This is a genomic window from Ferribacterium limneticum, from assembly GCF_020510585.1.
Taxonomy (GTDB): Bacteria; Pseudomonadota; Gammaproteobacteria; order Burkholderiales; family Rhodocyclaceae; genus Azonexus.
On the sequence record NZ_CP075190.1, the window covers coordinates 3,407,505 to 3,433,153 of the forward strand.

Consider the following 25,649-nt stretch of genomic DNA (forward strand, 5'->3'; position numbering starts at 1 on the left):
CTCGACGGCATACCGTTACCCTCCTTGGCACCATTCAACACGAACAACCAAAGAGAGCTACGCATCATCCGTGCGCTGGCTACAGGGGCACGCACCCGCGAAGAACTGGACGCCATAGCTGGCGCCTCAAATGTCCCGGACGCCATCGCTGTGCTGCGCCGCAAAGGGCTGGCGATACCTGCACACCGTGAGCCGGTTATTGATCGCGACCAGGCAGTGGTCTATCGCGGCCGCTACCGCTTCACTGACTTGGATCTGATCCGCACTCGTCATCTTTGGGAGTCCGCATGAAAGCCGCTACAGCCTTCGGAAGAACCTACGGCGATGCAATAGAGCCGGAAACCAGCCAGACACTTCGTGTTCAAGAATGCTTCAGGCGTCACAGCGGAAGAGCTATCGCTATTCGGCCGGGATGTGCTGGCGCTCGCCGCTTCATGCGTGGTCTGCACGTTGAACCGGACATGCTTCCCGCCTTGATTGCCGCACTACAAGCCGCCCAACGTCACACCGAAGCGCTACAAGAACTAGAAAAGGAGCTCAACGCCAATGGCTGAGCCGTTCATTACGCAAGTTGTCGCCTCCGCCCTCGCCAACTTCGACACCGTCATGGAGCATTGCGGCATGGCCGGCGGCAAAGACCAGGCCCGTGAATACCTGGCACTCAACCCCAAGCGCTCAGATAGCAAACTGGGCAGTCTCTCGACCAATCGCGACACGGGGGCGGGTGGTGACTTCGCAACCGGCGAGACTTGGGGCGACTTGGTAGCGATGACAGCATGGCGCTTTGACTGCTCCCAGATGGATGCAGCAGAGCGCCTCGCCGACCTCCTCGGCATTCAAAAGCCGAACCGCCAGAAACGCGCCACAAGCGGCGAACGCCCGGCCGGCAACACCAACACAGCGACCGCCCCGAGAAAACCAGCCCCAGCCGCCCCCAGCCGCAAGCCTGCGCCGGATGCCGACGGCTGGGAATGCGTTATTCCAGCTCCTGAAGATGCAGCCGCCCCTCCTGTTGCGAATCCACGCCAAGGCCAGCCATCGATCCGCTATGAATACCGGACGGAAGCCGGCCGCCTCGGCTTCTTCATTGATCGCTATCAGGGCAAGGATGGTAAGAGTTTTGCCCAGCTTACGTTTTGGCGGAACGCAGCCGGCCGCACTGAATGGCGCTGGAAATCGCCACCGGCCCCGCGCCTGCTGTATGGCCTTGATCTGCTCGCCGCCCGGCCGGATGCGCCGGTCATCGTGTGCGAAGGCGAGAAGGCCGCCGACGCCGCCCGCCCGCTGTTTCCCGGCTTCGTTTGTGTGAGCTGGCCGGGTGGTTCCAATGCCGTGGATAAGGCCGGCTGGCTTCCGCTGGCGGGCCGTGACGTCACCTTGTGGCCTGACCTGGACGAACCGGGGGCGGCATGCATGGCCAAGCTGACAGGCATCCTCTCAACCCTCGCCAAGGCGCCGGCCGCGCTCTACCAGGTGCAGCCGCAAGCCTTTGGCCTGAGTGACAAGGGTGACGATGCTGCCGATTTGCTGGGCTGGGATGCTGCACGCTGCGCAGACGTATGCACTAGCGTCGCGTGGCGTGCTGCGGTCGACGTACCAAAGCCAGCAAAAACCGAAGCGCCCGGCGCCAAGGCGAGCAAGCCGGACAAGGGCGGCGCTCCGGCAGGCGGGCCCCGCACCTGCTACAGCCTTGAGGTGGGTGGCGTGTATTTCACCGACACGGATCGCGACGGCAACCAGGGCGCTCCAAAGTGGATTTGCTCTTACCTTGAGCCCGTCGCCCGTGTGCGTAACCCGGATAACCAGGGCTGGGGCTTGCTGGTCCGCCTCTACGACGCCGACAAGGTAGAGCACAAGCTGGTTATTCCGATGACGCTATTTCGCGGCGATGGTCTCGAAGTGGCTGGCATGCTGTTGGATGCTGGCCTGACCATGGCGACGGGCGGCCGGCAGAAGGTTATTGCCTACCTGCAGAGCGCCCGACCGGATGCCCGGGCCCGGATCACCAGCCGCACCGGGTGGCATGCCACAAGCGACGGCCCGGCCGTCTATGTGTTGCCAAATCGAGCCTTTGGAAACGAAGCCGACGAATGGCTGTATGAGGCAGAAGGCAGCAGTGTGCATGCCTTCAAGGCCAAAGGCACGGCGGACGAATGGCGAGACCACGTGGGGCGCCTGTGCCGTGGCAATTCCCGCCTGCTATTTGCCGTGTCCGTGGCCTTCGCTTCCCCGCTGTTGCACCTGGTGGGCGGTGAGTCGGGCGGTTTTCACTACCGCAGTAATTCCAGCGACGGCAAGACCACAGCGCTACGTGTGGCGTGCTCTGTCTGTGGCGATGGCGGCTATATGCAGCGCTGGCGAGCGACTGATAACGGCCTTGAGGCACTGGCAATGCAGCACTGTGATTCGCTGCTCGCCCTTGACGAGTTGGCCCAGCTTGACCCCAAGGTAGCAGGGGAGACCGCTTACATGCTCGCCAACGGAGCGGGCAAGACCCGCGCCGCACGGACAGGAGGAGCAAGGGAGCGGGCATTCTGGCGAGTGCTCTTCCTGTCGGCGGGTGAGATCAGCCTGGCACAGCACATGGCCGAAGCCAACCGGACAACGAGAGCCGGACAGGAAATACGCCTGGTTGATATTGCCGCCGATGCGGGGGCGGGCCTTGGTGCTTGGGAAACACTGCACGACTATGCAAACGGCGCCGACTTCTCGCGGGCATTGGATCAGGCCACCAAGCGCTATTACGGCGCCCCGCTGGCCGCGTTCCTGGATAAGCTGACACGCAGCCCAGCCGACCTTGCCGAAGAGCTGCGCAAGGCTCAGAAGCTATTCGAGGCGCAGCACCTGACCGACGATGCCAGCGGACAGGCCCGCCGCGTGGCTGATCGCTTTGCCCTGGTAGCGATGGGCGGCGAACTGGCCACCAAGTGGGGCTTGACCGGCTGGGATGCTGGCGAAGCGTTGGCCGCTGCCGGATCGTGCTACCGCGCATGGCTGGCCGGGCGAGGCGGCGAAGGCAACCAGGAAGAAACCAGCATGCTCAACCAGGTGCGTGAATTCTTCGAGCGTCATGGTGATGGCGCCTTTGACCTGTGGCACCGCGTTGGCGATGATCGCAGCCCACGCACGGCAGATGCGGCCGGTATTCGTCGCTGGCTGCAGCCCGATGGCGCTCCGATTGCCAAGGCTGGCCAGATTGAGGAAGGCACCAACGGCGCCGAATTTCAGACGGAATTCTTTGTCTTTGAAGGGCCGTGGCGAAACCGGGTATGCAAGGGGCTGGACTACAAAGCGGTTAATGCACTGCTCTCCAAGCTGGGCATTCTTCGCCACAACAAGGGGCGCTTTCAATCGAAGCAGCGCATACCAGGCAAAGGCCAGATGCTGGTTTATCACATCACGCCGGCACTCTTCGAAGGAGGCGCCGATGCTTGATCTTGACGCCCTGTTTGCAGACACCACGCCTGCTACTGTGCCCGGCGCTTCCAATGCCACAAAAACAGCGGAACGCCTTGAGCCATCAAGCATAACGCCAGATTCACCGCGTATCGACGGGGGAGAAGTTGGGCACAGTGGGCACAATGGACTTACCCCTGTTTTTGATGAAGTGTGCCCACGGGAATCATTGCGGCACAAGGCGTTTGACGGATTGGGCACAGTGGGCACACTGGGCACAGTAGATTTTCAAGGGGGGGAAGGTCAGAAGGGATACGGCGCACCGGGTGGGGGTGCGGTCAGAAATGAATTTGCGCTGCATCCAGCGGCTGTAATTCTGGCCTTGGCGTACTGCAGAACGGTGAAGGCAAGCAACGAAGAGAGAGCTTCGATTCTGCTCAGTCTCCATACAGTTTCACCAGGTGAGCAAGTGAGGTATTGGAGCTCGGCTTGTATCGAGGGTGGCCTTAAACCTTGGGAAGTATTGATGATCCCTGCTCCTTCCTCTGGCCTTGACTGCACCATGTGCAAGCACCTGACCACAAGACAGATGGCAGAAAAAGGTGGACGCCGGCAATTCCATTGGGCTTGTGGCCTCGGCTATCTGATCCTGGAGACGGGCCGGGCCACTGAACGTATCTGGATAGCTCCTCCTGAATGCCAGAGCTATGAGCGATGGATACCGGCAAGGGAGGGGGGGTTAAAAGTCCAAGCCCTATAGTCCGGACACCGACCGGTTATGGCTACTTTTATGGGGGAAGTTTTGGGAAGGGGGGAGGGGTTAGAGAATTGTTGCCATATTCACTTAGTGCACTCATTGACAGAAACTTTTCACCCACACTCTCAGATCATTCGACACCGATATTTTCCACCCCACTGCCGCCCATGTTTGCCGCCGTCATCGCCGCTTAGTTTCTTCTTTGCTTGCCGCCTTCCCTGTGCTCTGCCTCGTCTGGACTTCCCCCCCTTGAAAATCTACTGTGCCCAGTGTGCCCACTGTGCCCAATCCGTCAAGCGCCTTGTGCTGCAATGATTCCCGTGGGCACACTTCATCAATAATAGGGGCAAGTCCAATGTGCCCACTGTGCCCAACTTTGGCGCCTGATCGACACCCATAAATCACGCGGCGCCATGAGCCGCAATGATTTCCGGCGTTTTATGCCGACATCGGCACCGGGCACAGCCAATCAAAGACCACCGTGCCGACCAACCATACCGAGGAGGCAGAATCGGGCGAACCTGGGCACACCAGGGCGCCAATTTGGGCATGTTTTGCGCGCGCGTTTGATCTACTGCCGCCCCTCCCCACGCGGAAAATGGCGCGGCCTTTGCCGCCTGTTTCCTAAAGCTCACCCGATATGCAGATGTATGCACCGCCCCCGGCTATGTGCATTGCCCGGGACTGCTGGCATACCTATACGGCGGATCGCCTGGCGAACCTTCGGGGGAAAATACCGGCCATCGATGGCTAGCCGCGTCTATCCCAAATCGGGCACCTTTTTTGATTCATACGTTCGTTTTGCGCAAATTGTCCGATTGCGCCTTGGTTGATTCACGAGGTGCAAGCCATTGCAATGGTAGAATCCGGCCCCTCTAAACCGATGGCTTCCATCGGGAAAGCCACACGTTGTTTTTACGGGTTGAACAGGCAGCATCGTTCCGCTGGGGGTAACTTTGGGGGTAACTATGATTTTCGCAAAACGAAAAGCATTGTCCCGCAACGGTTTCCACCATTAGTTCGATTAAGGCCCGGGCACCAGGAAACAACTTCAAGCAGTCCAGGCAAGTCCATAGAACCCGCCCACGTGCGGGTTTTTTGTCGCCTTTCGTTCCAGCACGGTCCAGAATGACTGACACGCCCTGAATGTTTAACTTGGCCTCTTCAGAACGTCACCCCCACCTGACCAAAGGGAGCGGAAAATGAAAACGCTGATTGCTCTTGCCGCCCTGCTTCTCTCCGGCTGCGGTCTTGAAACCGCGGGAAGCGCGGCGACCGTTGGAAAGCTTCAAGCCGACCAGGCCAAGCAGGCAAAAGAGAACATGGACGCCATGAAAGCCAGCCTTGAAGCGGTGAACAAGGAAGCTGAGGCGAGAAACAAGGCATTGGAGGAAGCTGGAAAAAACTGAGCATCACCGCCGCCCGTTTCTGGCACGGGATCTGCTGTGCACCAAGGTCACAGTCAATCGAGGTAGCCATGTCCATCAGTTCAATCATGTCCAGTGGCCTGCAAAGTTTGCAAGCCGGCATCAACCGTACGGCCATCGCCGGAAGCGGCCTGAACGTCGAAAACGAGGAATTTGCCGGGAAAATGGTGGCCATGCGCCAGGGAGAAATCGAAGCCAAGGCAGCGGCAAGCGTCATCAAAACCGGCGATCAGATTCTCGGCACGCTCATCGACATTCGGGGGTAGTGCGGCAACCGTTGCCGCCGCCGGCAAAGAAGGGTCGAGTACGCAAACAAGCGTTCGCCTTGCCGACAAGTACAAAAAAAGGCCGGGAAAAACCCGGCCTTCTCTGTGGACTCGAGTAGTTCAGTCCCCGGTCATTTTCTTGATGACTTTATCCGTCACATCGATTCGGCTGCTGACGGAAACCGCCTCTTGCACGATGAGGTCCCAATGCTCGGACTTGGCCAGATCGAAGATGGCCTTGTTGGCCTTCTCAAGCACGGCCGACGTCTCTTCGTTCTGCCGAAGTTTGAGGTCCTCCTTGAACTCCTGCTGCTTGCGCTGGAAACTCACCGAGATCTCGGCCAATTCTGCTTCCTTGGCTCGCCGCTGGCTATCCGACAGCGAGGCGCCCTTCTCCACTAGCGCAGCCTGACGCGCCTTGAGGTCGTTTTCGATGCGCAGCAAATCCTGCCGGCGCCCTTCGAACTCCGCCTGCATTTTCTTGCTGGCCTTGATGGCAGCCGGAGCTTCCCGGAAAACCCGTTCCAGATTGACGTAGCCAATCTTCAGTTCATCGGCGCTGGCCGTTTGAAAGACGGGCAAAACAATCAGACAGGACAATAGCGCAAGCCGAAATCCCTTGAGCATGAAGCACCTCGATATTGGAATATTGGAAATAGTGTAGCAAGCCCGACAGTATCCGACGAGTTCCTGTCAGAGGTCCACACTCAAATACCGGTGATTGTGTAACGGGGAGTGTTTGCTGCCAGGCTTGATCCGGCAAATGGTAGAATCCGGGCCTATTTTATTGACCAACCGAAACGACTTTCGATTGGACAGCCTGCCCGTTGATTGGTGCGATGAAGCCCCGGCCCGACAACGACAAAACGGCTTTCCCTGCGCAAGGCCGTTCAAGTTTCCACTTGGATTCAGACCATGTCGTTGACCGTCGACGACTTCGACTTCCCCCTCCCGCCCGAACTGATCGCCCAGCACCCGGCCGCCGAACGCACGGGCAGCCGCCTGCTGCATGTCTGCGGTCAACTGGAATTTGACCGCAAATTTGAAAACCTGCCGGAGTTGCTTAAAGCCGGCGACCTGCTGGTTTTCAACGATACCCGCGTGATCAATGCGCGATTTTTCGGCTGCAAGGAAACCGGCGGGTTGATCGAAGTCATGCTCGAACGCATCGTCGATGCCACGCACGCCATCTGCCAGATCCGCGCCAGCAAGGCGCCCAAGGCAGGCAGCATCTTGTTGCTGGGCGATGCTTTCGAAGTGCGCATGACCGGCCGCGCTGGTACCGATGGCGATTTTTTTGCTCTGGAACTGGTAGACGCTACGGGCGATTTCTGGGAACTGGCCGAGCAGCATGGCAAGCTGCCGCTGCCGCCCTACATCGAGCATCCGGCTGAGGGCGCCGATGAAACGCGCTATCAGACAGTCTATGCCCGCCAACCAGGCGCCGTTGCCGCGCCCACGGCCGGCCTGCATTTCGATGAGGCCATGCTGGCCAAGCTGCGGGCCCAAGGCGTCAATACTGCTTTCCTGACCCTGCATGTCGGCGCCGGCACCTACCGGCCGATGCGCGTCGAGAAGATCGCCGATCACCGCATGCACAGCGAGCGCTTCGAGATTCCGCCGGCGACCGCCGAGGCCATCGCCGCGACCAGAGCTGCCGGCGGCCGGGTTATCGCCGTCGGCACGACCAGCCTGCGCGCCCTCGAATCAGCCGGTAACGATGATGGCACGGTGCGCGTCGGCGCGGCCGAAACGAGCATTTTCATCACCCCCGGCTACCGCTTCAAGGTCGTCGACCGGCTGATCACCAATTTCCATCTGCCGAAATCGACGCTGCTCATGCTCGTTTCCGCCTTTGCCGGCTACGCCAACATCCGCGCCGCCTACGCCCACGCCGTGGCCGAGCGCTACCGCTTCTTCAGCTATGGCGACGCCATGCTTCTGGAACGAACTGGACAACCATCCGATGCAATTTGAACTCCTCAAAACCGACGGCGCCGCCCGCCGCGGCACGCTGACATTGGCTCACGGCCAGGTCCAGACCCCCGTCTTCATGCCGGTCGGCACCTACGGCACGGTCAAGGCCATGACGCCGCAATCGCTGCACGACATTGGCGCGCAGATCTGCCTCGGCAACACTTTTCACCTGTGGTTGCGGCCGGGGCTCGATGTCATCAAGGCGCACAACGGCCTGCACGATTTCATGAACTGGCAGAAGCCGATCCTCACCGACTCGGGCGGTTTCCAGGTTTTCTCGCTCGGCGCCATGCGCAAGATCACCGAGGAAGGCGTCAAGTTCAGCTCGCCGCACGATGGCGCCAAGCTTTTCCTGACCCCCGAAATCTCGATGCAGATCCAGAAGGTGCTCAACTCCGACATTGTCATGATCTTCGACGAATGCACGCCCTACCCGGCAACGCACGAAGAAGCGGCCAAGTCGATGCGCATGAGCATGCGCTGGGCGCAACGTTCGCGCGACGAACACAACAGGCTGGAAAACGGCAATGCGTTGTTCGGCATCATCCAGGGCGGCATGTACGAAGACCTGCGCGACGAATCGCTGGCCGGACTGGACGACATCGGCTTCGACGGCATGGCCATCGGCGGTCTGTCGGTTGGCGAACCGAAGGAGGACATGGTCCGCGTCCTCGCTCACGTCGCCCCCCGCATGCCGACCCACAAACCACGCTACCTGATGGGCGTTGGCACGCCGGAAGACCTCGTCCGCTCGGTCAAGGCCGGCATCGACATGTTCGACTGCGTGATGCCGACGCGCAACGCCCGCAACGGCCACCTGTTCACGCGTTTCGGCGACGTCAAGATCAAGAACGCCCGCTACAAGCTGGACACCGGCCCGCTCGACCCGAGTTGCAACTGCTACACCTGCAGCCAGTTCACGCGCAGCTACCTGCACCACCTCTTCCGCCATGGCGAAATCCTGGGCGGCATGCTCAACACCATCCACAACCTGCATTTCTATCAGGTGATCATGGCCGAAATGCGTGCCGCCATTGAGTCCGGCACGTTCACCGAGTGGTCGGACGAGTTTGTCCGCAAACGGTCATCCGGCGAGTGATAGAATCGCGCGTTCTGAATTTCTTAGTTATCCGGAGTTACCACAATGATTAGCTTTGCCCACGCCCAGACCGCTGCAGCCTCCGCCGACCCGACGGGCGGCCTGATGCAGATGCTGCCGATGATCCTGATGTTCGTCGTGCTGTGGTTCTTCATGATTCGTCCGCAAATGAAAAAAGCCAAGGAACACAAGGCGCTGCTCGCCGCGCTGGCCAAGGGCGACGAAGTCGTCACCCAGGGCGGCATCGTCGGCAAGGTGACCAAGGTGGGCGACAGCTACGTTTCCGTCGAAATCGCCACCGGCACCGAAGTTGTCGTGCAAAAGCCGTCGATCGGCCTGGTTCTGCCCAAGGGCACGCTGAAGTCGCTGTAATCACCCCAGAAGGCGGCCCTGTGCCGCCTTTGTTGCTTTGAAGCCGCCATGAATCGCTACCCACTCTGGAAGTACATCACCATCGCCATCGCGCTGTTGCTGGGCTTCGTCTATACCCTGCCCAATTTCTTCGGCGAATCGCCGGCCGTGCAGCTGTCCAGCGCCAAGGTCACGATCAAGATCGATGCCAAAGCCCAGGCCCGTGTCGAGGACGCACTGCAAACCGCCGGCATCACGCACGATGGCATCCAGCTCGACAACGTCGGCGTCAAAGTCCGCCTGACCAGCACCGATGTTCAGTTGAAGGCCAAGGACATCCTGGAAAAGACCTTCAACCCGGATGCCGCCGACCCGCAATACGTCGTTGCCCTCAACCTGCTGGCCGCCTCGCCGCAATGGCTGACTTCGCTGCATGCGCTGCCGATGTACCTCGGCCTCGACCTGCGCGGCGGTGTGCACTTCCTGCTGCAAGTCGACATGAAGGGCGCGCTGACCAAGAAGCTCGATTCGACCTCGGCCGACCTGCGCACCGTCATGCGCGACAAGAATCTGCGCCACGGCGGAGTGAACCGCGAAGGCGACCGCATCGTCGTCAAATTCCGCGATGTTGAAACCCGCGACAAGGCCCGCTTCGCCATCGGCGACAGCCAGCCCGACCTGCTGGTCACCGAAGCTGGCGATGCCAGCGAACCGAGGTTGGTCGCTACCCTGAAGCCGGAAGCCCAAAACAAGCTCGGCGAATTCGCCCTCAAGCAGAACATCACGACCCTGCACAACCGGATCAACGAACTCGGCGTCGCCGAGCCGGTAATCCAGCAGCAGGGCGCCGACCGCATCGTCGTCCAGTTGCCCGGCGTGCAGGACACGGCCAAGGCCAAGGACATCCTAGGCCGCACGGCGACCCTTGAAATCCGCATGGTCGACGACTCGACCGGCGCCCTGGAAGCCGCCCTAGCCGGCAACCCGCCGTTCGGCACCGAGGTTTATACCGAACGTGGCGGCCAGCCGCTGCTCGTCAAGAAGCAGGTCGTGCTGACCGGCGACCGCCTGACCGACGCCCAGCCCGGCTTCGACAACCAGACCAACGAAGCCGCCGTCCATCTGACGCTCGACTCGGCCGGCGCCCGCATCTTCAAGGACATTACGCGCGAGAACGTCGGCAAGCGCATGGCCATCCTGCTCATCGAAAAAGGCAAGGGCGAAGTCGTCACCGCACCGGTCATCCGCAGCGAAATCGGCGGCGGCCGCGTGCAGATTTCCGGCCGCATGAGCACCATGGAAGCCAACGACACGGCACTGCTGCTGCGCGCCGGCTCGCTGGCCGCGCCGATGGACATCATCGAGGAACGGACCATCGGCCCGTCGCTCGGCGCCGACAACATCAGGAAAGGCTTCCACTCGACGATGTGGGGCTTTGCTGCGATCGCCCTGTTCATGATTGCCTACTACCAGATCTTTGGTGTCGTTTCGGTCATCGCACTGGCTTCCAACCTGCTCTTCCTGGTCGCCATCCTGTCGCTGCTGCAGGCGACGCTGACCCTGCCCGGCATCGCCGCTATCGCGCTGACCCTGGGTATGGCGATTGACGCCAACGTGCTGATCAACGAGCGGGTGCGCGAGGAACTGCGTGCCGGCATGCCGCCGCAAGCAGCGATTTCGGAAGGTTACGAACGCGCCTTCGGGACCATTCTCGACTCCAACATCACGACATTGATCGCCGGCCTTGCCCTGCTCATCTTCGGCTCCGGCCCGATCCGCGGCTTTGCCGTGGTGCACTGCCTGGGCATTCTGACCTCGATCTTCTCGTCGGTGGTCGTTTCGCGCGGCCTGGTCAATCTGATCTACGGCCGCCAGAAGAAGCTGACCAAGGTCGCCATCGGTCAACTGTGGAAGCCCGGCACGAGTACCGGCAACCGCACGGTCAACGGCAAATAACAAGGAAAAACGAAAATGGAATTTTTCCGCATTCACAAAGACATTCCCTTCATGCGCCATGCGCTGAAGTTCAATGTCATCTCGCTCCTCACCTTCGTCCTCGCCGTCGTCTTCCTGTTCACCAAGGGCCTGCACCTGTCGGTCGAATTCACCGGCGGCACGTTGATCGAAACCCATTACCAGCAGGCCGCCGATCTTGAAAAAATTCGCGGCGCGCTGGGCAAGGCTGGTTTCTCCGACTATGCCGTGCAGAACTTCGGTTCGTCGCAGGACGTCATGATCCGTCTGCCGCTGAAGAGCGACCAGAACACCAACCAGATTGGTGAATCGGTCATGAAGTCGCTGGAAGCCGAAGCGCCGGGCGCCGAATTGCGTCGCGTCGAATTCGTCGGCCCGCAGGTCGGCAAGGAACTCGCCGAAAACGGTGCGATGGCACTGCTGCTCGTCGTCATCGGCATCGTCATCTACCTCGCTTTCCGCTTCGAATGGCGCTTCTCGGTATCGGCCATCATCGCCAACCTGCACGACGTGGTGATCATTCTCGGCTTCTTCGCCTTCTTCCAGTGGGAGTTCTCGCTGTCCGTGCTGGCTGCCGTCCTTGCCGTGCTCGGCTACTCGGTCAACGAGTCGGTCGTCGTCTTCGACCGGGTGCGCGAAACCTTCAAGAAGGTGCGTGGCCTGACCACGCCGCAAGTCCTCGACCACGCCATCACGAGCACGATCAGCCGGACCATCATCACCCACGGCTGTACGCAGCTCATGGTGCTGTCGATGCTGATCTTCGGCGGCGAAACCCTGCACTATTTCGCCATGGCTCTGACCATCGGCATCTGCTTCGGCATCTACTCCTCAGTCCTCGTCGCCAGCCCGCTGGTCATGTGGCTGGGCGTTTCGCGCGAACAGTTCATCACCAAGACCAAGGTCATCGAAGGTGCCAACGAGGATGGAGCTGTCGTTTAAGCGAATCCTGCGGTCAACCGGGTTTACTACGTGAAACGTAAAAAAGCCGCCAAATTGAAATTGGCGGCTTTTTCTTTGGGGTGAGACTGCGACTAAACTCCGTAAAGCAGCTTGTAGGCTGCGGCGGCCTGCGTAATCGGGCTGGAGGACTGAGGCGTGTCACCTAGCCCGAATTCGCTCTGCAGGGCGGGTTTGTTTTCGCTGATGAAGTTAATCGCACGGCTCAAGTTATCCAGCCGGTTCTTGATGAAGTTGCCGTCAGAATTCAGCATTTCCGCCGATTTGGCGAAATTCGCACTGAACTCGTGCAGGGTATTCACGACCCCGGTCTTGTTGCTGGCCAGCGCAGAGTCCAGACGGGCTGTATCGAGCACCACCAGTTTGCTGCCGGGGTCAATGGTGAGGCCCATGTCGCTCAAGCCACGTACGCCATTCCGACCATTTAAAACAGTCGAAACACTTTGCTCCAACTCATAGCGGGACACCTGCGCGGCCTGGGTGCCGGCCAGAATCCCGTCAGTCTGCATGTCCGCATCGAAGCGCTTGACCCAGTCGTTGTACTGGCTTGCGAATTTCTGCAGCTGCGATTTGATATTTTCGTTATCGGTTGATGTACCGATGCCGTCGAGGTTCTGGGCATTCTGCTGCATCTCGGAAAGGGCAGACTGCATCTGGCTCAATTCAGAAAACTGCGATTGGTAGGCAAGCTCCTGTTTGTTGATAAAGGTCATCAACTGGTAAGCCGCTTCGGGTGCGGAAAGCGCGCTAACGCGGCCCGTCGCCGACAAACTGTTGATTGAGCCGCCAGCGCTCGACGACGCTACCGTAGTCACCGGCGAATTCAGCGAAGCCAGCAGCGCGTTCAGACCGCCTGAATCGTTGGCCAGCCCAGCCGTCGAGGATGAATTCATCAGCGCGCCAAGCGTTTGCTCCTGGAGACTGGCAACACGCAGCGCAATATCCGAAAAAGAGACGCCCTGCACCGAATCCATACGCTGCCCGGTCCCGCCTGTGGACGTTTGATCGCTACTGCGACCCAGACTGGAAAGCGCAAGCTTGATATTTGCATTCGTTACATTGCTGGCTGACATAAAACCTCCAACGGCGATAAAGGAAGCGCTCCCCCTAGCCCTTTTCCTGGTTCACATACACGCAAGAAACAAGCCTTAGTGTGCGCCGATATCGCCAAGCGGGATAGCGTGCTTTCAGCCGTCCAGCACACCGGGTTTGGTGTGCTGGTTCGTTGCGGGAGTCGGCTCCCGGGAAAGTTTCTCTTTTTGGGGCTATTCACCTAATTTGTGACGTCGCCTGACCGAAGCTTTGCCGGCAGAAACTGCCGATCTCGGCCCCGGCTTAAATCACGGCACGCCCACTGCCTTCACGCCCAATCACCAGCTCGGCGTTTCCACCGCTGGCAGGAGGGGTGGAGGCTCAGGTAACCAGGCCCCACTGGCGCCATAGACCACTGCACCAGCGATGCTCACGGCAACGACCAAGGCGACCATTCCGCCACCCTTGGCTGACTCGCCGGATACCCCTTCCTTCCAGCCTGTAATCATCGGCTTGACCAGGTTGTCTTTCTTGAAGTGACCATGGAAGGCAACGGCAACAACATGGAGGACGACGAGGGCGATCAGCACATTGGAGAGCAGTTCGTGAATACCGCTCAGGCGATCGCTCAGCGACTTGTCGATCAGTTCAAACAAAGGGCCGACGAAGGCGATGTCGTCGTTGGCGAACAGGCCGCTGAGGACTTGTACGGTCAACAGGAAAATAAGGCTAAAAACGGAAAGTCCGCCAAGCGGATTGTGGCCCACGCCGCGCCATTCGCCTTTCAGATAGACCTTGATTTTGGCCGGCGTCGGGAAGAACTGGGCGAAGCGCGCATAGGTCGAGCCGGCGAAGCCCCAGACGATACGAAAGGCGATCAGGCCGATGATCGCCAGCCCGATCTTGCCGTGCAGGTCGATCAGCTTGCCGCCCAGTTGTCCGCTGACGATCGCCGCGATGACGGCGAGCGCCAGCAGCCAGTGAAACAGGCGGGTGGGCAGATCCCAGAGGCGAATTCGTTGGCTGTTCATGTGCGCTACCTTGCTTGGTAAAAAAACAGGCACCCGCAGGTGCCCGTGGCTGCGATCGAAATACGGCTTTATTTCTTGGCCTTGAAGTCTTCGTGGCAACCCTTGCAGGAGTCGCTCAGCTTGCCCAGTTGGGCGCCGACAGCAGCGGCGTCGCCAGTGGCAGCGACCTTGGCCATTTCGTTGGCTTCCTTGTTGAAGACGGTGGCAACCTTGCCGACCTTTTCCTTGTCGGTAAAGATGCCCGGCTTGGCGCGGGTATCTTCCCAGCCCTTGCCCTTGTCGCTACCCGGCACATAGAGCGCGCCCATGCCGGAATTGGCAATGGCCTGGATGGCGTTGGCCGCCTTGATCACTTCTTCCTTGTTGTAGGTACCTTCGACGTTCATCTTGATGCGCTGCATGTTCCAGGCCATGAAAGCATAACCGGACTGGCGGAACTTGATGGCGTCTTCAACCTTGACCTGAGCAGCGGCAGTGCCAGCCAGGGTGACGGTCAACAGGGCGAGCAGAAGCTTGGATTTCATTGCGTATTCTCCGTTTTCATTGAGGAAAGGTGGGCTGCGTCTGGTAAACGACCAAAACCCGCGATTTATTCCATGAAAATTATAACTTGCTAATATGACATCGCCGTTGATCTTTGCCGTGAGCATTTTTCACAGCCATGTGAGCCATTTTGAATAGCCTGAATCAGACAGCGAAAGCGTGCTTGACGCGCAGCGTCGGCGCCCCCTGCTCGATGGCGATGAGGCGGGCAATGTTCGGGTGTTTGCCCGGATTGGCGCGCTCGTCTTCGCTGTGCTCGGCAAAGATTTCCATGCCCTTTTTGGCGGCCTCGACGTTGATCGACCCGTAGGTCTGCGCCAGATGGTTATACACCGCCAGCGAACCCTGGCTGCCCGCCTTGTTTTCAATGCTGGCGACCACATTGCCCTCGGCGTCGAGCAGGTTGATGGCAGCCAGGTGCGAGATGCCCGGCAGTTTTTTCAGGTTTTCAGCAAAAGACATTATTTCCATTCCCGTTTGGCTTTGACCAGGCCGATGATCAGCCCGGTGGTAAAGGTGACGGCCGGCAAGATGAAGGCAATGGCCTTGATGCCGCGCTCGGCGCCAAAATCAAAGAGCAGCCAGGCGGCCGGCAGCAGACCGAGAAACAGGCCGATCAGCCCACCCCGGATGCCCCCCCGGATCACGTCGCGATCCGAGGTTTTGCGCTCACCGGTGCAATGCGGACAGTAGATGGCGTCGGCCGGCACTTCCTGCCCGCATTTGCTGCATTTCATATCAGATACGACGCGCCAGTTCGGCCGCCTTGCCGGTGTAATCCCACGGCGTCAGCTTGAGCAGTTCAGCCTTCGCCGCTTCCGGAATTTCCAGCGTGGACACGAAAGCCTGCATGCCTTCGCGCGAAACGCGGGTGCCGCGGGTCAGTTCCTTGAGCTTTTCGTAGGCATTCGGCACGGCGTAGCGGCGCATGACGGTCTGGATCGGCTCGGCGAGCAGTTCCCAGTTGGCGTCGAGGTCGGCCTTCATGTTATCGGCATTGACTTCGAGCTTGCCCATGCCCTTGAGCAGCGAATCGTAGGCGAGCAGCGTGTAGCCGAGGCCGACACCCATGTTGCGGAGCACCGTCGAATCGGTCAGGTCACGCTGCCAGCGCGAAATCGGCAACTTTTCGGCGAGGTGCTTGAGGACGGCATTGGCCAGGCCGAGATTGCCTTCGGAGTTTTCGAAGTCGATCGGATTGACCTTGTGCGGCATGGTGGACGAGCCGATTTCGCCGGCCTTGACCTTCTGCTTGAAGAAGCCGAGCGAGATGTAGCCCCAGATGTCGCGGTCGAGGTCGATCAGGATGCTGTTGGCGCGGGCGAAGGCGTCGAACAGCTCGGCCAGCGCGTCGTGCGGCTCGATCTGGATGGTGTAGGGGTTGAAGGTCAGGCCGAGCGACTCGACGAAACGCTTGGCGAAGCCTTCCCAGTCGTAGCCTGGGTAGGCGATCAGGTGGGCGTTGTAGTTGCCGACCGCACCGTTGATCTTGCCGAGCAGTTCGACTGCGGCGATGCGGGCACGGGCGCGCTCCAGACGGTAGGCGACGTTGGCCATTTCCTTGCCGAGCGTCGTCGGCGTTGCCGGCTGGCCGTGCGTGCGGCTCATCATCGGCACTTCGGCGTTGACGTGGGCCAGCTCCTTGAGGCGGGCGATGACCTTGTCGAGCGATGGCAGCATGGCCTGTTCGCGGGCGCCTTTGCACATCAGCGCGTGCGACAGGTTGTTGATGTCTTCGGAAGTGCAGGCGAAGTGGATGAACTCGCTGACCTTGGTCACCTCGGCGTTGCCCTTGGTGTTCTTCTTGATCCAGTATTCGAGCGCCTTGACGTCGTGGTTGGTGACGGCTTCCTCGGCCTTCACTTCAGCCGCCTGCTCAACCGTGAAGTTGGCAACCAGCGCGTCGAGCTCTGCCACGGTCGACGGGGAAAAAGCGGCAATTTCCGAAAAGTGCGGCTCAGCGGCCAGCGCCTTGAGCCACTCGATCTCGACCTTGAGACGCGCCTTGATCAGTCCGAATTCGGAAAAATGCTCGCGCAGGGCGTCAACCTTGCCGGCATAGCGGCCGTCGAGCGGGGAAAGGGCAACCAGGGGATTGAAGGTCATGGAATCATCCTTTTCAGTAAGCCCGCCATTTTACCCGCCCGGCGGAGCCGTCGCCATACGCTATAATCGAAGTCCCCAAATCAGAGAGCGCACGATGAAGCTGATCGGCTCCCATACCAGCCCCTACGTACGCAAAGTGCGCATCGTGCTGGCCGAAAAAAAGATCGACTACGAATTCGTCATCGATTCACCGTGGACGGAAGATAGCAAGGTTCCCGACATCAACCCGCTGGGCAAAGTCCCGGTGCTGGTACTCGACGACCACACCCCGCTCTTCGACTCCCGCGTCATCGTCGAGTACATCGACAACGTCACGCCCAACAACAAGTTGTTCCCGGCGCCCAATCGCGAACGGACCGAAGTCAAGCGCTGGGAAGCCTTGGCTGACGGCGTGCTCGATGCGGCGGTCAGCGCCCTGCTCGAAGGCAAACGCCCGAAAAAGGAGCAGAGCTCTGGCTGGATAGAGCGCCAGCACGGCAAGGTGACGCGCGGCCTCGCCTTCATGGCACACGAACTCGGCGACAAGAGCTTCTGCATGGGCACCCACATTTCGATGGCCGATATCGCCGTCGGCACCGCCCTGGGTTATCTGAGCTTCCGTTTCCCCACCATCAACTGGCAGGAAAACCACCCGAACCTCAGCAAGCTCTACGACAAGCTGATGCTGCGCCCGCCCTTCGCGGATACCGTGCCGCACGACTGACTTGCCTTATCGCCAGAGATGACAGGGGTGCCCGTGGGCACCCCTGTTTTTTTTGCTGGTCCGGATTCTGACCTCGCCCGAATGAACCACCCGACCACGCCAAGGTCAACTGTTCATAAACCATAAAAATGTGCGAGGCATACGGCCGTGAAACCCTTCCCAGATAACGTACCGATGGATAAAGTCGCGCTCTCCCTTGCCACTGCCTTGGGAGCACGTGATCTCCACACCCGCGCGCACTCCGACCGGGTCGTCCACCTCTCCACCGAACTGGGGCAGTACATCGAACTTTCCGACGACGAACTTGAAATGCTGGCTTTGGGAGCCCAATTCCACGACTTGGGGAAAATCGGCATTCCGGACAAGGTGCTACGCAAACCGGCCGCCTTCGAAGAAGACGAATGGGTGTGCATGAAACAGCACGCGGTGATCGGCGAACAGATCATTCTCGCCATCAATGGCGAAAATTCGCCGGGCATTGCCCGCACGGTGCGCCATCATCATGAGCACTTCGACGGCTCAGGCTATCCGGACGGGCTGCGCGGCACGGATATTCCGCTCTATTCTCGAATCATTTCTCTAGCCGACAGCTACGACGCGATGATCGAAACCCGGGCCTACCACAAGGCACGACAGCACAAGGAAGTCATGGCCATCCTGGACAGCGAGGCCGGGAGCAAGCACGACCCCGATCTGCTGCATGCCTTCTGTCTGACCATTGAAAAATCGTCCATGCGTGGCACCGACGCCTGAGCGCGCTTAACGGATAACGCCGCCGCCGAGACAGACGCGACTCTCGTAGAGCACCACCGACTGCCCCGGCGTGAGCGCCCACTGCGGCTCGGCAAAGCGGATTTCGCAGCTTTCGCCATCGACCCGCTCGACCTCACAGGGCTGATCGGCTGTCCGGTAACGCGGCTTGGCCGTATAAACCCAGTGCGTATGCGGCGCCTGCGCCGACACCCATGACAGCTGCTCGGCGACCAGATCGCCTCGCAGCAAGGCCGGGTGATCGTGGCCCTGGACGACGTAGAGCACGTTCTTTTCCATGTCCTTGCCAACCACGAACCAGGCGTCGTGATCGCCGCCGCCGGGCTGGCCTTTTTCCTTCAGGCCGCCAATGTGCAGGCCCTTGCGCTGGCCCATGGTGTGGAACATCAGACCATCGTGCTCGCCGAGCACCTTGCCATCGTCGAGGCGGCGGATTTCGCCCTTTTTCGGCGGCAGGTAACGACTGAGAAAATCCTTGAACGGCCGTTCGCCGATGAAGCAAATGCCGGTCGAATCCTTCTTGGCCGCGACATGCAAGCCTTCCGCCTCGGCGATCTTCCGCACTTCGCGTTTGTAGATATCGGCCAGCGGAAACAGCGTTTTCGACAGTTGCGCCTGATTCAGGCGGTAAAGGAAATAGCTCTGGTCCTTGGTCCCGTCCTCGGCCTTGAGCAACTGGTATTCGCCGTTGAATTCGCGCACGCCGGCGTAGTGGCCGGTGGCGATCTTGTCGGCGCCAAGCTGCATGGCGTGGTCGAGGAAGGCCTTGAACTTGATTTCGGAATTGCACAGGATGTCCGGGTTTGGCGTCCGCCCGGCCTGGTATTCGCTGAGAAACTCGGCGAATACGCGCTCGCGGTATTCGGCGGCGAAATTGACCACCTCGACGTCGATGCCGATGCGGTCGGCGACGCTCATCACGTCGATCAGATCCTGGCGCGAAGAGCAGTATTCCTCGGTGTCGTCGTCTTCCCAGTTCTTCATGAACAGGCCGATCACCTTCCAGCCCTGACGCTTGAGCAGCAGTGCTGCCACGGAGGAATCAACGCCGCCGGACAAGCCGACGACCACGGTTTTTTCAGACATCGGGCCCAGCCCCTTTCTTCCATTCACCCAGCGGCAAAATCACCGCTGGCTGTCCATTATCGACGAACCAGCTATCGACGACGAAGCGAGGCACTTCGCCATCCGTTTTTTCCTCGATCACCGCCGACCAGTGCACGAAAAATACGGTGGCGACGTCCCGCACCACCGGCTCCAGAACCCGGTGCCAACGCAGGTAGCCACGCGCCTCAAGCAGCTTGAGCAGGCGCGTCGTCGAGGTCGAGTGATCGAGGCAATCCATCTTGCCGGGGACATGCCCATCATCGTAGTTGCCACCGCGGTCGTTGTGGATGTCCGACTGCTCGCCAGCCCAGGCGTAAAGCCGACCGACTACCTCGGATATCATTTTTCGCTCATTTTCCGGGTTGACCGCAGCAAACAGCATGCGCCGCACTTCGCCGAGCTGCCCTTCGGTGAACCGGATGTCGGCCTGCGCCAGACAACCATAGCCATAACAAATGCGCACCGTTTCGTCGGCGTGCAGCACGCCCGGGAGCACGAGCAGAAGCGAAAGCAGCCAGCGACGCATCAGTCGTAATGCACGAGCAGGTCGAGCGGATATTGCTTGCCGGCTATCAGATCCTCGATGCACTGGAGGATCAGCGGGCTGCGATGGCGGGCCTGTGTCGCCTTGACCTCATCGAGCGTCAGCCAGCGCGCCGCGACGATGCCCTCATCGAGTGGGCGATCCGCCTCGTAACCGCGCAATTCGCCAGCGAAGGCGAAGCGCAGGTAGGTCGTATCCTCCTTGGTCGGATGCGTCCAGTTATAGACGCCGACCAGATGCGTCGGCTTGAAGTGGTAGGCCGTTTCTTCGAGCGCCTCGCGGGCCACGGCAGCGAGCAGCGACTCGCCCTCTTCAAGATGGCCGGCTGGCTGATTGAAGGCCAGCCCCGCCTCGGTTTCTTCCTCGACGAGCAGGAATTTGCCGTCACGCTGAACAACAGCGGCAACAGTAACGTGGGGTTTCCAGACCATGGTGAAGCTCTATCGGCAAAACCGTTATTTTAACGTCTGATTTCGGCTAGAATTGTGGGCTTTTACAGGCGCAACACGGAGAATCGAACATGTCCATGTCGGATCGCGACGGCTTTATTTGGCAAGACGGAAAACTGGTGCCCTGGCGCGAAGCCACCACCCACGTCCTTACCCACTCGCTGCACTACGGCATGGGCGTATTCGAGGGCGTCCGAGCCTACAAGACCGAACGCGGCACGGCAATTTTCCGTCTCAAGGAGCACACCGAGCGCCTGTTCCGTTCGGCTCACATCTTCCAGATGCAGATGCCCTACGACGCCGAAACGCTGATCGAGGCCCAGAAGGAAGTCATCCGCGCCAACAATCTCGAATCCGGTTACCTGCGCCCGCTCGCCTTCTACGGCTCGGAAAAAATGGGCGTCTCGCCCAAGGGTGCCAAGGTGCACATCATCATCGCCGCCTGGCCGTGGGGCGCCTACCTCGGCGAGGAAGGCATGGAGCGCGGCATCCGCATCAAGACCTCGTCCTTCACCCGCCATCATGTGAATATCACCATGGTGCGCGCCAAGGCATCGGGCAACTACATGAACTCCATCCTCGCCAACAACGAGGCCACCGGTGACGGCTACGACGAAGCCCTGCTGCTCGACACCGAAGGCTATGTCTGCGAAGGCTCCGGCGAGAACATCTTCATCGTCAAGAACGGCAAGCTGTACACGCCGGACCTGACGGCCTGCCTCGAAGGCATCACGCGCGCCACGATCATTCAGCTGGCCGGCGAACTGGGCATCCCGGTCATCGAGAAACGCATCACCCGCGACGAAGTCTATTGCGCCGACGAAGCCTTCTTCACCGGCACCGCCGCTGAAGTGACGCCGATCCGCGAACTCGACAACCGCCAGATTGGCGCCGGCCATCGCGGCCCGGTCACCAAGGTGCTGCAGGAAAAATACTTCGACGTGGTCTATGGCCGCTCCGCGGCCCACGCCGACTGGCTGGCCACCGTCTAATTCAGGGAGAAAACGATGTCCGACAACAAAGCTGTTGAAATCACCGCCCACGATCTGCCGCTGCACTGCCCGACGCCCAACGTCGCGCTGTGGAGCCAGCATCCGCGCGTCTTCCTCGACGTCCTGAAGACCGGGGAAGTGACCTGCCCGTACTGCTCGACCAAGTACGTCTTCACGGGCGAAGCGCCCAAGGGGCATTGATAGCTAGCAGGATCGAGGATCGAGTGAGCCGTGGCTTGCTGCTGACCACTCGATCCTAACTACTCGATCCGCCAATGAAGGCTCTCATCGTCGCCCCCTCCTGGATCGGCGACACGATCATGGCGCAGCCGCTGTTTGCGCGCCTGCACGCCAAACATCCCGGCCTCCAGCTCGACGCCATCGCCCCGCGCTGGGTAGCGCCCGTCCTGCACCGTATGGCGGAAATCAGCGACGTCCTCGACAGCCCCTTCGGCCACGGCCAGCTGTCGCTCAAGCCGCGCTGGAAACTCGCCCGCCAGCTGGCTGCCCGCGGCTACGATGCCGTCTACGTCCTGCCCAATTCGCTCAAATCGGCGCTCTTGCCGTGGCTGGCCGGCATTCCGCAGCGCGTCGGCTTCACCGGTGAATCGCGTTACGGCCTGATCAACGTCCGCCATACGCTCGACAAGGCCGCCCTGCCGCTCATGGTCGAACGCTTTGCCCAACTGGCCGAAGCGCCGGGTCAGCCGCTGGGCCATTTCATTTTTAGGCCAAAAATCCGGTCGACCGTGGAAGACCAGCAAAAAGCCCTGGCCGAACTGGCCATCGAGCGCCCGGCCCGCGTCGTCGCCTTCTGCCCCGGCGCCGAGTACGGCCCGGCCAAACGCTGGCCGGCCGCCCACTTCGCCGCGCTGGCCAAAAAACTGGCCGAACAGGGCAGTGCCATCTGGCTCTTCGGCTCGCCCAAGGACCACGCCGTCGCCGAGGAAATCTCGCAACTCGCCCCCGGCCTGTGCCGCAACCTGTGCGGCGCCACCTCGCTGACGCAGGCCGTTGATCTGCTGGCCATGGCCGAACTGGTCGTCTGCAACGACTCCGGTTTGATGCACGTCGCCGCTGCCCTCGACCGGCCGATCGTCGCGCTCTACGGCTCATCGTCACCCGGCTTCACACCGCCGCTCTCCGACCGCGCCGACATCCTGAGCCTCAATCTCGAATGCAGCCCCTGCTTCAAGCGCGAATGCCCGCTCGGCCACTTCGATTGCCTCAACAAACTGCTCCCCGAGCAGGTCTTTGCCGCCTGCCAGAAAAGGATGACGCGATGAGCGGGCCGACCGTTTATGCCCTGCCCGACGACGTCGAACGCGCCTTTTACGAAGCCATCGTCGAGGGTGACGCTGACCGCATGATGCTGCTCTGGGCGGAAGACGACGAAACGCTATGCGTGCATCCGACCGGCGTTCGCCTGCTCGGCCTGGTGCCCATCCGCGAAAGCTGGCGCAGCATCTTCGCCAACGCCCGCCTGCGCGTCCAGGCCGAACCCGTCGCCCACTGGAACGGCACGATCATCGCCGTCCATCACCTGACCGAAATCCTCTTCGTCGGCGACGACCCCAACCCGCACGGCCCGCTCTACGTCACCCACGTCTATGTCCGCGGCCCGCATGGCTGGCGCCTGGCCAGCCGCCATGCCTCGGCGGCCGACGACGGCCATCAAGCGATGGCCGAGGCCGTGCCGCACACCCTGCATTGAAGCTGCCCAAGCCCTATCACGCACCGAGCTGGCTGCCCGGCGGACAGGCGCAAACCTTGTGGCCGCTGCTCATCAAGCCGCACCCGCTCAAATTGCGCCGCGAACGCTGGGAAACGCCCGATGGCGATTTCATCGACGTCGATCACCTTGACGGCCCAGCAAACTCGCCGCTACTTGTCCTTTTCCACGGCCTCGAAGGCAGCGCCCGCAGCCATTACGCCATCTCGACCGCTCACGCCTGCAAGGCCGCCGGTTGGCGTCTCGCCCTGCCACATTTTCGCGGCTGCTCGGGCGAACTGAACCACCGGCCACGCGCCTACCATTCCGGCGACGCCGAAGAAATCGACTGGATCCTGCGCCGCCTGCACGCCGCCAACGGCGGCCGCAAGCTCCACGCCGCCGGCGTTTCGCTCGGCGGCAACGCCCTGCTCAAATGGGCCGGCGAATGTGGCGCGGCAGCTGGCGAACTGGTTACCGGCGTCGCCGCCTTCTGCGCCCCGCTCGACCTCGCCGCCTGCGGCAACCATCTGGCCAACGGTTTCAACCGAATCTACACCCGCCACTTCCTGACCACGCTCAAAGCCATTTCGGCCAGCCGCCTGCAGCAGTTCCCCGGCCTTTTCGACGAAACCCGCATGCGCCGGGCGATCAATCTCTACGAATTCGACGACGCGGTGACCGCCCCCATTCACGGCTTTGCCGGCGCTGACGATTACTGGCGACGCGCCTCGGCCAAACCCTGGCTGAAATCGATTGCCGTGCCGACGCTCACGGTCAACCCGAAAAATGACCCGTTTTTGCCATCACGCTATCTGCCGACGGCCGCCGAAGTCAGCCCCTTCGTCCGCCTCGAACAGCCCGAAAGCGGCGGACATGTGGGATTTGTCACAGGTTCTTTTCCGGGAAATCTGGACTGGCTACCGCAAAGGCTTTTACACTTCTTCCTTTTTGAAACGTCATAAACCCATGACATTCGGGCAAGGGGCGTTGGCGCACAGAGTTTGAAACAATATTCATGCACCATTCACACCTCCCCTAGCCGCAAACCTGACAACTGGACAACCATGAGCCAACTTCCCGCTGAAATCTTCAAGGCCTACGACATTCGTGGCATCGTCAATAAATCGCTGACCGCCGACGTCGTCCGCCAGGTTGGTCACGCGCTCGGTTCGCTGGCCATCGAGCAAGGCCAGAAGGCCATTGCCGTCGGCCGTGATGGTCGCCTGTCCGGCCCCGAACTGGCCGGCGCGCTGATGGACGGCATCTGTGCCGCCGGCTGCGACGCCATCGACGTCGGCTGCGTGCCAACCCCGGTCACCTATTTCGCCGCCTACGAACTGGGCTGCCACTCCTGCGTCTCGGTCACCGGCAGCCACAACCCGCCGGACTACAACGGCCTCAAGATGGTCATCGGCGGCAACACGCTGGCCCTCGACGCCATCCAGGATCTCAAAAAGCGCATCGAAGCCGGCAACCTCAAGCACGGCCAGGGCAAGCGCAGCTCGGCCGACGTCCTCGGCGCCTACGTCGAAAAAATCGTCGGTGACGTCAAGCTGGCCCGCCCGATGAAGATCGTCATGGATTGCGGCAACGGCGTCGCCGGCGCGATCGCCCCGGAACTCTTCAAACGCCTCGGTTGCGAAATCGTGCCGCTGTTCTGCGAAGTCGATGGCAATTTCCCGAACCACCATCCGGACCCGTCCAAGCCGGAAAACCTGGCCGACGTAATCAAGGCCCTCAAGGAAACCGACGCTGAAATCGGCATCGCCTTCGACGGCGACGGCGACCGCCTCGGCGTTGTCACCAAGGATGGCGAAATCATTTTCCCGGATCGCCAGCTCATGCTCTTCGCCGCCGACGTGCTGTCGCGCGTGCCCGGCGGCACAGTCATTTACGACGTCAAATGCACGCGCCTGCTCGCTCCGTGGATTCGCCAGCATGGCGGCGTGCCGCTCATGTGGAACACCGGCCACGCGCTGGTCAAGGCCAAGCTGCGCGAAACCGGCGCCCCGCTGGCCGGTGAGATGTCCGGCCACACTTTCTTCAAGGAGCGCTGGTACGGCTTCGACGACGGCCTGTACACCGGCGCCCGCCTGCTCGAAATTCTCTCCCGCTCGGCCGATGCCAACGCGCCGCTGAAAGACCTGCCGAATTCCCCGTCGACCCCGGAACTCAATATCAAGATGGCCGAGGGCGAACCGTTCACGCTGATCGACAAGCTGAAAGCCGGAGGCAAATTCAATGGCGCCGAGGAAATCATCACCATCGACGGCGTCCGCGTAGAATACGCAGATGGCTTCGGTCTGGCCCGCCCGTCGAACACGACACCGGTGGTGGTGCTGCGTTTCGAGGCCGATAACGCCGTCGCGCTCGAACGCATCCAGGCCGATTTCCGTCAGGCCCTCAATGCAGTCTGGCCGGGGATTCAACTGCCGTTCTAAAGGAAACTC

29 protein-coding genes are annotated in these 25,649 nt (G+C 60.7%); 19 read left to right on the forward strand and 10 right to left on the reverse strand.

Annotated features, from left to right (window positions below; genetic code table 11):
- The first annotated feature begins 24 nt into the window (after window positions 1-24).
- The 6 genes from KI613_RS16265 to KI613_RS16290 all read left to right on the forward strand — a co-directional run bounded on the left by KI613_RS16265 (window position 25) and on the right by KI613_RS16290 (window position 5,846).
- Complete coding sequence (locus KI613_RS16265) at window positions 25-291, forward strand: hypothetical protein (RefSeq protein ID WP_226401265.1); 267 nt, start codon at window positions 25-27, stop codon at window positions 289-291.
- Window positions 288-554 carry a hypothetical protein gene (locus tag KI613_RS16270; protein WP_226401267.1) on the forward strand — a complete coding sequence of 89 codons (267 nt, stop codon included), beginning with the start codon at window positions 288-290 and terminating at the stop codon, window positions 552-554. The genes KI613_RS16265 and KI613_RS16270 overlap by 4 nt, the downstream gene beginning before the upstream one ends.
- Window positions 547-3,435 carry a DUF927 domain-containing protein gene (locus KI613_RS16275; RefSeq protein ID WP_226401269.1) on the forward strand — a complete coding sequence of 963 codons (2,889 nt, stop codon included), beginning with the start codon at window positions 547-549 and terminating at the stop codon, window positions 3,433-3,435. Before KI613_RS16270 ends, KI613_RS16275 begins: the two co-directional genes overlap by 8 nt.
- A complete protein-coding gene (locus KI613_RS16280) occupies window positions 3,428-4,156 on the forward strand; it encodes a hypothetical protein (RefSeq protein WP_226401271.1) in 729 nt (242 codons plus the stop codon). The genes KI613_RS16275 and KI613_RS16280 overlap by 8 nt, the downstream gene beginning before the upstream one ends.
- A gap of 1,199 nt (window positions 4,157-5,355) precedes the next feature.
- The gene (locus KI613_RS16285; RefSeq protein ID WP_226401273.1) at window positions 5,356-5,562 is read left to right on the forward strand and encodes a hypothetical protein; all 207 of its coding nucleotides are present in this window, start codon (window positions 5,356-5,358) and stop codon (window positions 5,560-5,562) included.
- A gap of 68 nt (window positions 5,563-5,630) precedes the next feature.
- Window positions 5,631-5,846, forward strand: coding sequence for a hypothetical protein (locus tag KI613_RS16290; RefSeq protein ID WP_226401275.1), 216 nt, complete (start codon window positions 5,631-5,633; stop codon window positions 5,844-5,846).
- A 120-nt stretch (window positions 5,847-5,966) separates the two neighbouring features.
- Here the strand turns inward: KI613_RS16290 and KI613_RS16295 are convergent, their stop codons facing one another.
- The gene (locus KI613_RS16295) at window positions 5,967-6,473 is read right to left on the reverse strand and encodes an OmpH family outer membrane protein (RefSeq protein ID WP_226401277.1); all 507 of its coding nucleotides are present in this window, start codon (window positions 6,471-6,473) and stop codon (window positions 5,967-5,969) included.
- Between the two features lie 288 nt (window positions 6,474-6,761).
- On the opposite strand from KI613_RS16295, the gene queA reads away from it, so the two are divergent.
- From queA to secF, 5 genes are read left to right on the forward strand one after another with little or no spacing between them, the layout of a single operon-like run.
- Window positions 6,762-7,823 carry a tRNA preQ1(34) S-adenosylmethionine ribosyltransferase-isomerase QueA gene (gene queA / locus KI613_RS16300; RefSeq protein WP_226401279.1) on the forward strand — a complete coding sequence of 354 codons (1,062 nt, stop codon included), beginning with the start codon at window positions 6,762-6,764 and terminating at the stop codon, window positions 7,821-7,823.
- Window positions 7,813-8,922, forward strand: a complete 1,110-nt coding sequence (tgt, locus tag KI613_RS16305) for a tRNA guanosine(34) transglycosylase Tgt (RefSeq protein WP_226401281.1) — start codon at window positions 7,813-7,815, stop codon at window positions 8,920-8,922. Before queA ends, tgt begins: the two co-directional genes overlap by 11 nt.
- A 45-nt stretch (window positions 8,923-8,967) precedes the next feature.
- A complete protein-coding gene (gene yajC, locus KI613_RS16310) occupies window positions 8,968-9,294 on the forward strand; it encodes a preprotein translocase subunit YajC (RefSeq protein WP_226401283.1) in 327 nt (108 codons plus the stop codon).
- 48 nt (window positions 9,295-9,342) lie between these two features.
- On the forward strand, window positions 9,343-11,229 hold the full coding sequence (gene secD, locus KI613_RS16315; RefSeq protein ID WP_226401285.1) for a protein translocase subunit SecD: 1,887 nt from the start codon (window positions 9,343-9,345) through the stop codon (window positions 11,227-11,229).
- 15 nt (window positions 11,230-11,244) lie between these two features.
- Window positions 11,245-12,189 (forward strand): protein translocase subunit SecF, encoded by a 945-nt coding sequence (gene secF / locus KI613_RS16320; RefSeq protein WP_226401287.1) that lies wholly within the window; start codon window positions 11,245-11,247, stop codon window positions 12,187-12,189.
- A 92-nt stretch (window positions 12,190-12,281) separates the two neighbouring features.
- Here the strand turns inward: secF and fliD are convergent, their stop codons facing one another.
- The 6 genes from fliD to purB all read right to left on the reverse strand — a co-directional run bounded on the left by fliD (window position 12,282) and on the right by purB (window position 16,919).
- The gene (gene fliD / locus KI613_RS16325; protein WP_226401289.1) at window positions 12,282-13,280 is read right to left on the reverse strand and encodes a flagellar filament capping protein FliD; all 999 of its coding nucleotides are present in this window, start codon (window positions 13,278-13,280) and stop codon (window positions 12,282-12,284) included.
- 297 nt (window positions 13,281-13,577) lie between these two features.
- Window positions 13,578-14,270, reverse strand: a complete 693-nt coding sequence (locus KI613_RS16330) for a cytochrome b/b6 domain-containing protein (RefSeq protein WP_226401291.1) — start codon at window positions 14,268-14,270, stop codon at window positions 13,578-13,580.
- 68 nt (window positions 14,271-14,338) lie between these two features.
- Window positions 14,339-14,794, reverse strand: a complete 456-nt coding sequence (locus KI613_RS16335; protein WP_226401293.1) for a c-type cytochrome — start codon at window positions 14,792-14,794, stop codon at window positions 14,339-14,341.
- Window positions 14,795-14,957: 163 nt separating this feature from the next.
- On the reverse strand, window positions 14,958-15,275 hold the full coding sequence (locus KI613_RS16340) for a DUF2322 family protein (protein WP_226401295.1): 318 nt from the start codon (window positions 15,273-15,275) through the stop codon (window positions 14,958-14,960).
- Window positions 15,275-15,550 carry a zinc ribbon domain-containing protein gene (locus tag KI613_RS16345; protein ID WP_226401297.1) on the reverse strand — a complete coding sequence of 92 codons (276 nt, stop codon included), beginning with the start codon at window positions 15,548-15,550 and terminating at the stop codon, window positions 15,275-15,277. The genes KI613_RS16340 and KI613_RS16345 overlap by 1 nt, the downstream gene beginning before the upstream one ends.
- 1 nt (window position 15,551) lies before the next feature.
- A complete protein-coding gene (gene purB / locus KI613_RS16350; RefSeq protein WP_226401298.1) occupies window positions 15,552-16,919 on the reverse strand; it encodes an adenylosuccinate lyase in 1,368 nt (455 codons plus the stop codon).
- A 94-nt stretch (window positions 16,920-17,013) separates the two neighbouring features.
- Between purB and KI613_RS16355 the strand changes: the two genes are divergently transcribed.
- Window positions 17,014-17,622 (forward strand): glutathione S-transferase, encoded by a 609-nt coding sequence (locus KI613_RS16355; protein WP_226401299.1) that lies wholly within the window; start codon window positions 17,014-17,016, stop codon window positions 17,620-17,622.
- A gap of 147 nt (window positions 17,623-17,769) precedes the next feature.
- Window positions 17,770-18,375 (forward strand): HD-GYP domain-containing protein, encoded by a 606-nt coding sequence (locus KI613_RS16360; RefSeq protein WP_226401300.1) that lies wholly within the window; start codon window positions 17,770-17,772, stop codon window positions 18,373-18,375.
- 6 nt (window positions 18,376-18,381) lie between these two features.
- Here the strand turns inward: KI613_RS16360 and mnmA are convergent, their stop codons facing one another.
- The 3 genes from mnmA to KI613_RS16375 are packed head-to-tail and all read right to left on the reverse strand — an operon-like array spanning window position 18,382 to window position 20,475.
- Window positions 18,382-19,479, reverse strand: a complete 1,098-nt coding sequence (mnmA, locus tag KI613_RS16365) for a tRNA 2-thiouridine(34) synthase MnmA (protein WP_226401301.1) — start codon at window positions 19,477-19,479, stop codon at window positions 18,382-18,384.
- Window positions 19,472-20,026 carry a hypothetical protein gene (locus KI613_RS16370; protein WP_226401302.1) on the reverse strand — a complete coding sequence of 185 codons (555 nt, stop codon included), beginning with the start codon at window positions 20,024-20,026 and terminating at the stop codon, window positions 19,472-19,474. Before KI613_RS16370 ends, mnmA begins: the two co-directional genes overlap by 8 nt.
- On the reverse strand, window positions 20,026-20,475 hold the full coding sequence (locus KI613_RS16375; protein ID WP_226401303.1) for an NUDIX hydrolase: 450 nt from the start codon (window positions 20,473-20,475) through the stop codon (window positions 20,026-20,028). The genes KI613_RS16370 and KI613_RS16375 overlap by 1 nt, the downstream gene beginning before the upstream one ends.
- A gap of 89 nt (window positions 20,476-20,564) precedes the next feature.
- Here KI613_RS16375 and KI613_RS16380 point away from each other — a divergent pair, with 89 nt between their 5' ends.
- The 6 genes from KI613_RS16380 to KI613_RS16405 all read left to right on the forward strand — a co-directional run bounded on the left by KI613_RS16380 (window position 20,565) and on the right by KI613_RS16405 (window position 25,640).
- Window positions 20,565-21,485 (forward strand): branched-chain amino acid transaminase, encoded by a 921-nt coding sequence (locus tag KI613_RS16380; protein WP_226401305.1) that lies wholly within the window; start codon window positions 20,565-20,567, stop codon window positions 21,483-21,485.
- A gap of 15 nt (window positions 21,486-21,500) precedes the next feature.
- Window positions 21,501-21,686 (forward strand): zinc-finger domain-containing protein, encoded by a 186-nt coding sequence (locus KI613_RS16385; protein ID WP_226401307.1) that lies wholly within the window; start codon window positions 21,501-21,503, stop codon window positions 21,684-21,686.
- A 74-nt stretch (window positions 21,687-21,760) separates the two neighbouring features.
- On the forward strand, window positions 21,761-22,771 hold the full coding sequence (gene waaF, locus KI613_RS16390) for a lipopolysaccharide heptosyltransferase II (RefSeq protein ID WP_226401310.1): 1,011 nt from the start codon (window positions 21,761-21,763) through the stop codon (window positions 22,769-22,771).
- Complete coding sequence (locus KI613_RS16395; protein ID WP_226401311.1) at window positions 22,768-23,199, forward strand: nuclear transport factor 2 family protein; 432 nt, start codon at window positions 22,768-22,770, stop codon at window positions 23,197-23,199. Before waaF ends, KI613_RS16395 begins: the two co-directional genes overlap by 4 nt.
- Window positions 23,196-24,161: a YheT family hydrolase gene (locus KI613_RS16400; RefSeq protein WP_226401313.1), complete on the forward strand. Its 966-nt coding sequence runs from the start codon at window positions 23,196-23,198 to the stop codon at window positions 24,159-24,161. The genes KI613_RS16395 and KI613_RS16400 overlap by 4 nt, the downstream gene beginning before the upstream one ends.
- Window positions 24,162-24,263: 102 nt before the next feature.
- Window positions 24,264-25,640, forward strand: a complete 1,377-nt coding sequence (locus KI613_RS16405) for a phosphomannomutase/phosphoglucomutase (protein ID WP_226401315.1) — start codon at window positions 24,264-24,266, stop codon at window positions 25,638-25,640.
- Window positions 25,641-25,649 lie beyond the last annotated feature (9 nt).

Bases quoted from the DNA above. Each gene is read 5' to 3' on its own strand.
- KI613_RS16270 (WP_226401267.1), top strand. From the start codon at position 288: ATGAAAGCCGCTACAGCCTTCGGAAGAACCTACGGCGATGCAATAGAG.
- KI613_RS16275 (WP_226401269.1), top strand. From the start codon at position 547: ATGGCTGAGCCGTTCATTACGCAAGTTGTCGCCTCCGCCCTCGCCAAC.
- KI613_RS16280 (WP_226401271.1), top strand. From the start codon at position 3,428: ATGCTTGATCTTGACGCCCTGTTTGCAGACACCACGCCTGCTACTGTG.
- KI613_RS16285 (WP_226401273.1), top strand. From the start codon at position 5,356: ATGAAAACGCTGATTGCTCTTGCCGCCCTGCTTCTCTCCGGCTGCGGT.
- KI613_RS16290 (WP_226401275.1), top strand. From the start codon at position 5,631: ATGTCCATCAGTTCAATCATGTCCAGTGGCCTGCAAAGTTTGCAAGCC.
- KI613_RS16295 (WP_226401277.1), bottom strand. From the start codon at position 6,473: ATGCTCAAGGGATTTCGGCTTGCGCTATTGTCCTGTCTGATTGTTTTG.
- queA (WP_226401279.1), top strand. From the start codon at position 6,762: ATGTCGTTGACCGTCGACGACTTCGACTTCCCCCTCCCGCCCGAACTG.
- tgt (WP_226401281.1), top strand. From the start codon at position 7,813: ATGCAATTTGAACTCCTCAAAACCGACGGCGCCGCCCGCCGCGGCACG.
- yajC (WP_226401283.1), top strand. From the start codon at position 8,968: ATGATTAGCTTTGCCCACGCCCAGACCGCTGCAGCCTCCGCCGACCCG.
- secD (WP_226401285.1), top strand. From the start codon at position 9,343: ATGAATCGCTACCCACTCTGGAAGTACATCACCATCGCCATCGCGCTG.
- secF (WP_226401287.1), top strand. From the start codon at position 11,245: ATGGAATTTTTCCGCATTCACAAAGACATTCCCTTCATGCGCCATGCG.
- fliD (WP_226401289.1), bottom strand. From the start codon at position 13,280: ATGTCAGCCAGCAATGTAACGAATGCAAATATCAAGCTTGCGCTTTCC.
- KI613_RS16330 (WP_226401291.1), bottom strand. From the start codon at position 14,270: ATGAACAGCCAACGAATTCGCCTCTGGGATCTGCCCACCCGCCTGTTT.
- KI613_RS16335 (WP_226401293.1), bottom strand. From the start codon at position 14,794: ATGAAATCCAAGCTTCTGCTCGCCCTGTTGACCGTCACCCTGGCTGGC.
- KI613_RS16340 (WP_226401295.1), bottom strand. From the start codon at position 15,275: ATGTCTTTTGCTGAAAACCTGAAAAAACTGCCGGGCATCTCGCACCTG.
- KI613_RS16345 (WP_226401297.1), bottom strand. From the start codon at position 15,550: ATGAAATGCAGCAAATGCGGGCAGGAAGTGCCGGCCGACGCCATCTAC.
- purB (WP_226401298.1), bottom strand. From the start codon at position 16,919: ATGACCTTCAATCCCCTGGTTGCCCTTTCCCCGCTCGACGGCCGCTAT.
- KI613_RS16355 (WP_226401299.1), top strand. From the start codon at position 17,014: ATGAAGCTGATCGGCTCCCATACCAGCCCCTACGTACGCAAAGTGCGC.
- mnmA (WP_226401301.1), bottom strand. From the start codon at position 19,479: ATGTCTGAAAAAACCGTGGTCGTCGGCTTGTCCGGCGGCGTTGATTCC.
- KI613_RS16370 (WP_226401302.1), bottom strand. From the start codon at position 20,026: ATGCGTCGCTGGCTGCTTTCGCTTCTGCTCGTGCTCCCGGGCGTGCTG.
- KI613_RS16375 (WP_226401303.1), bottom strand. From the start codon at position 20,475: ATGGTCTGGAAACCCCACGTTACTGTTGCCGCTGTTGTTCAGCGTGAC.
- KI613_RS16380 (WP_226401305.1), top strand. From the start codon at position 20,565: ATGTCCATGTCGGATCGCGACGGCTTTATTTGGCAAGACGGAAAACTG.
- KI613_RS16385 (WP_226401307.1), top strand. From the start codon at position 21,501: ATGTCCGACAACAAAGCTGTTGAAATCACCGCCCACGATCTGCCGCTG.
- waaF (WP_226401310.1), top strand. From the start codon at position 21,761: ATGAAGGCTCTCATCGTCGCCCCCTCCTGGATCGGCGACACGATCATG.
- KI613_RS16395 (WP_226401311.1), top strand. From the start codon at position 22,768: ATGAGCGGGCCGACCGTTTATGCCCTGCCCGACGACGTCGAACGCGCC.
- KI613_RS16405 (WP_226401315.1), top strand. From the start codon at position 24,264: ATGAGCCAACTTCCCGCTGAAATCTTCAAGGCCTACGACATTCGTGGC.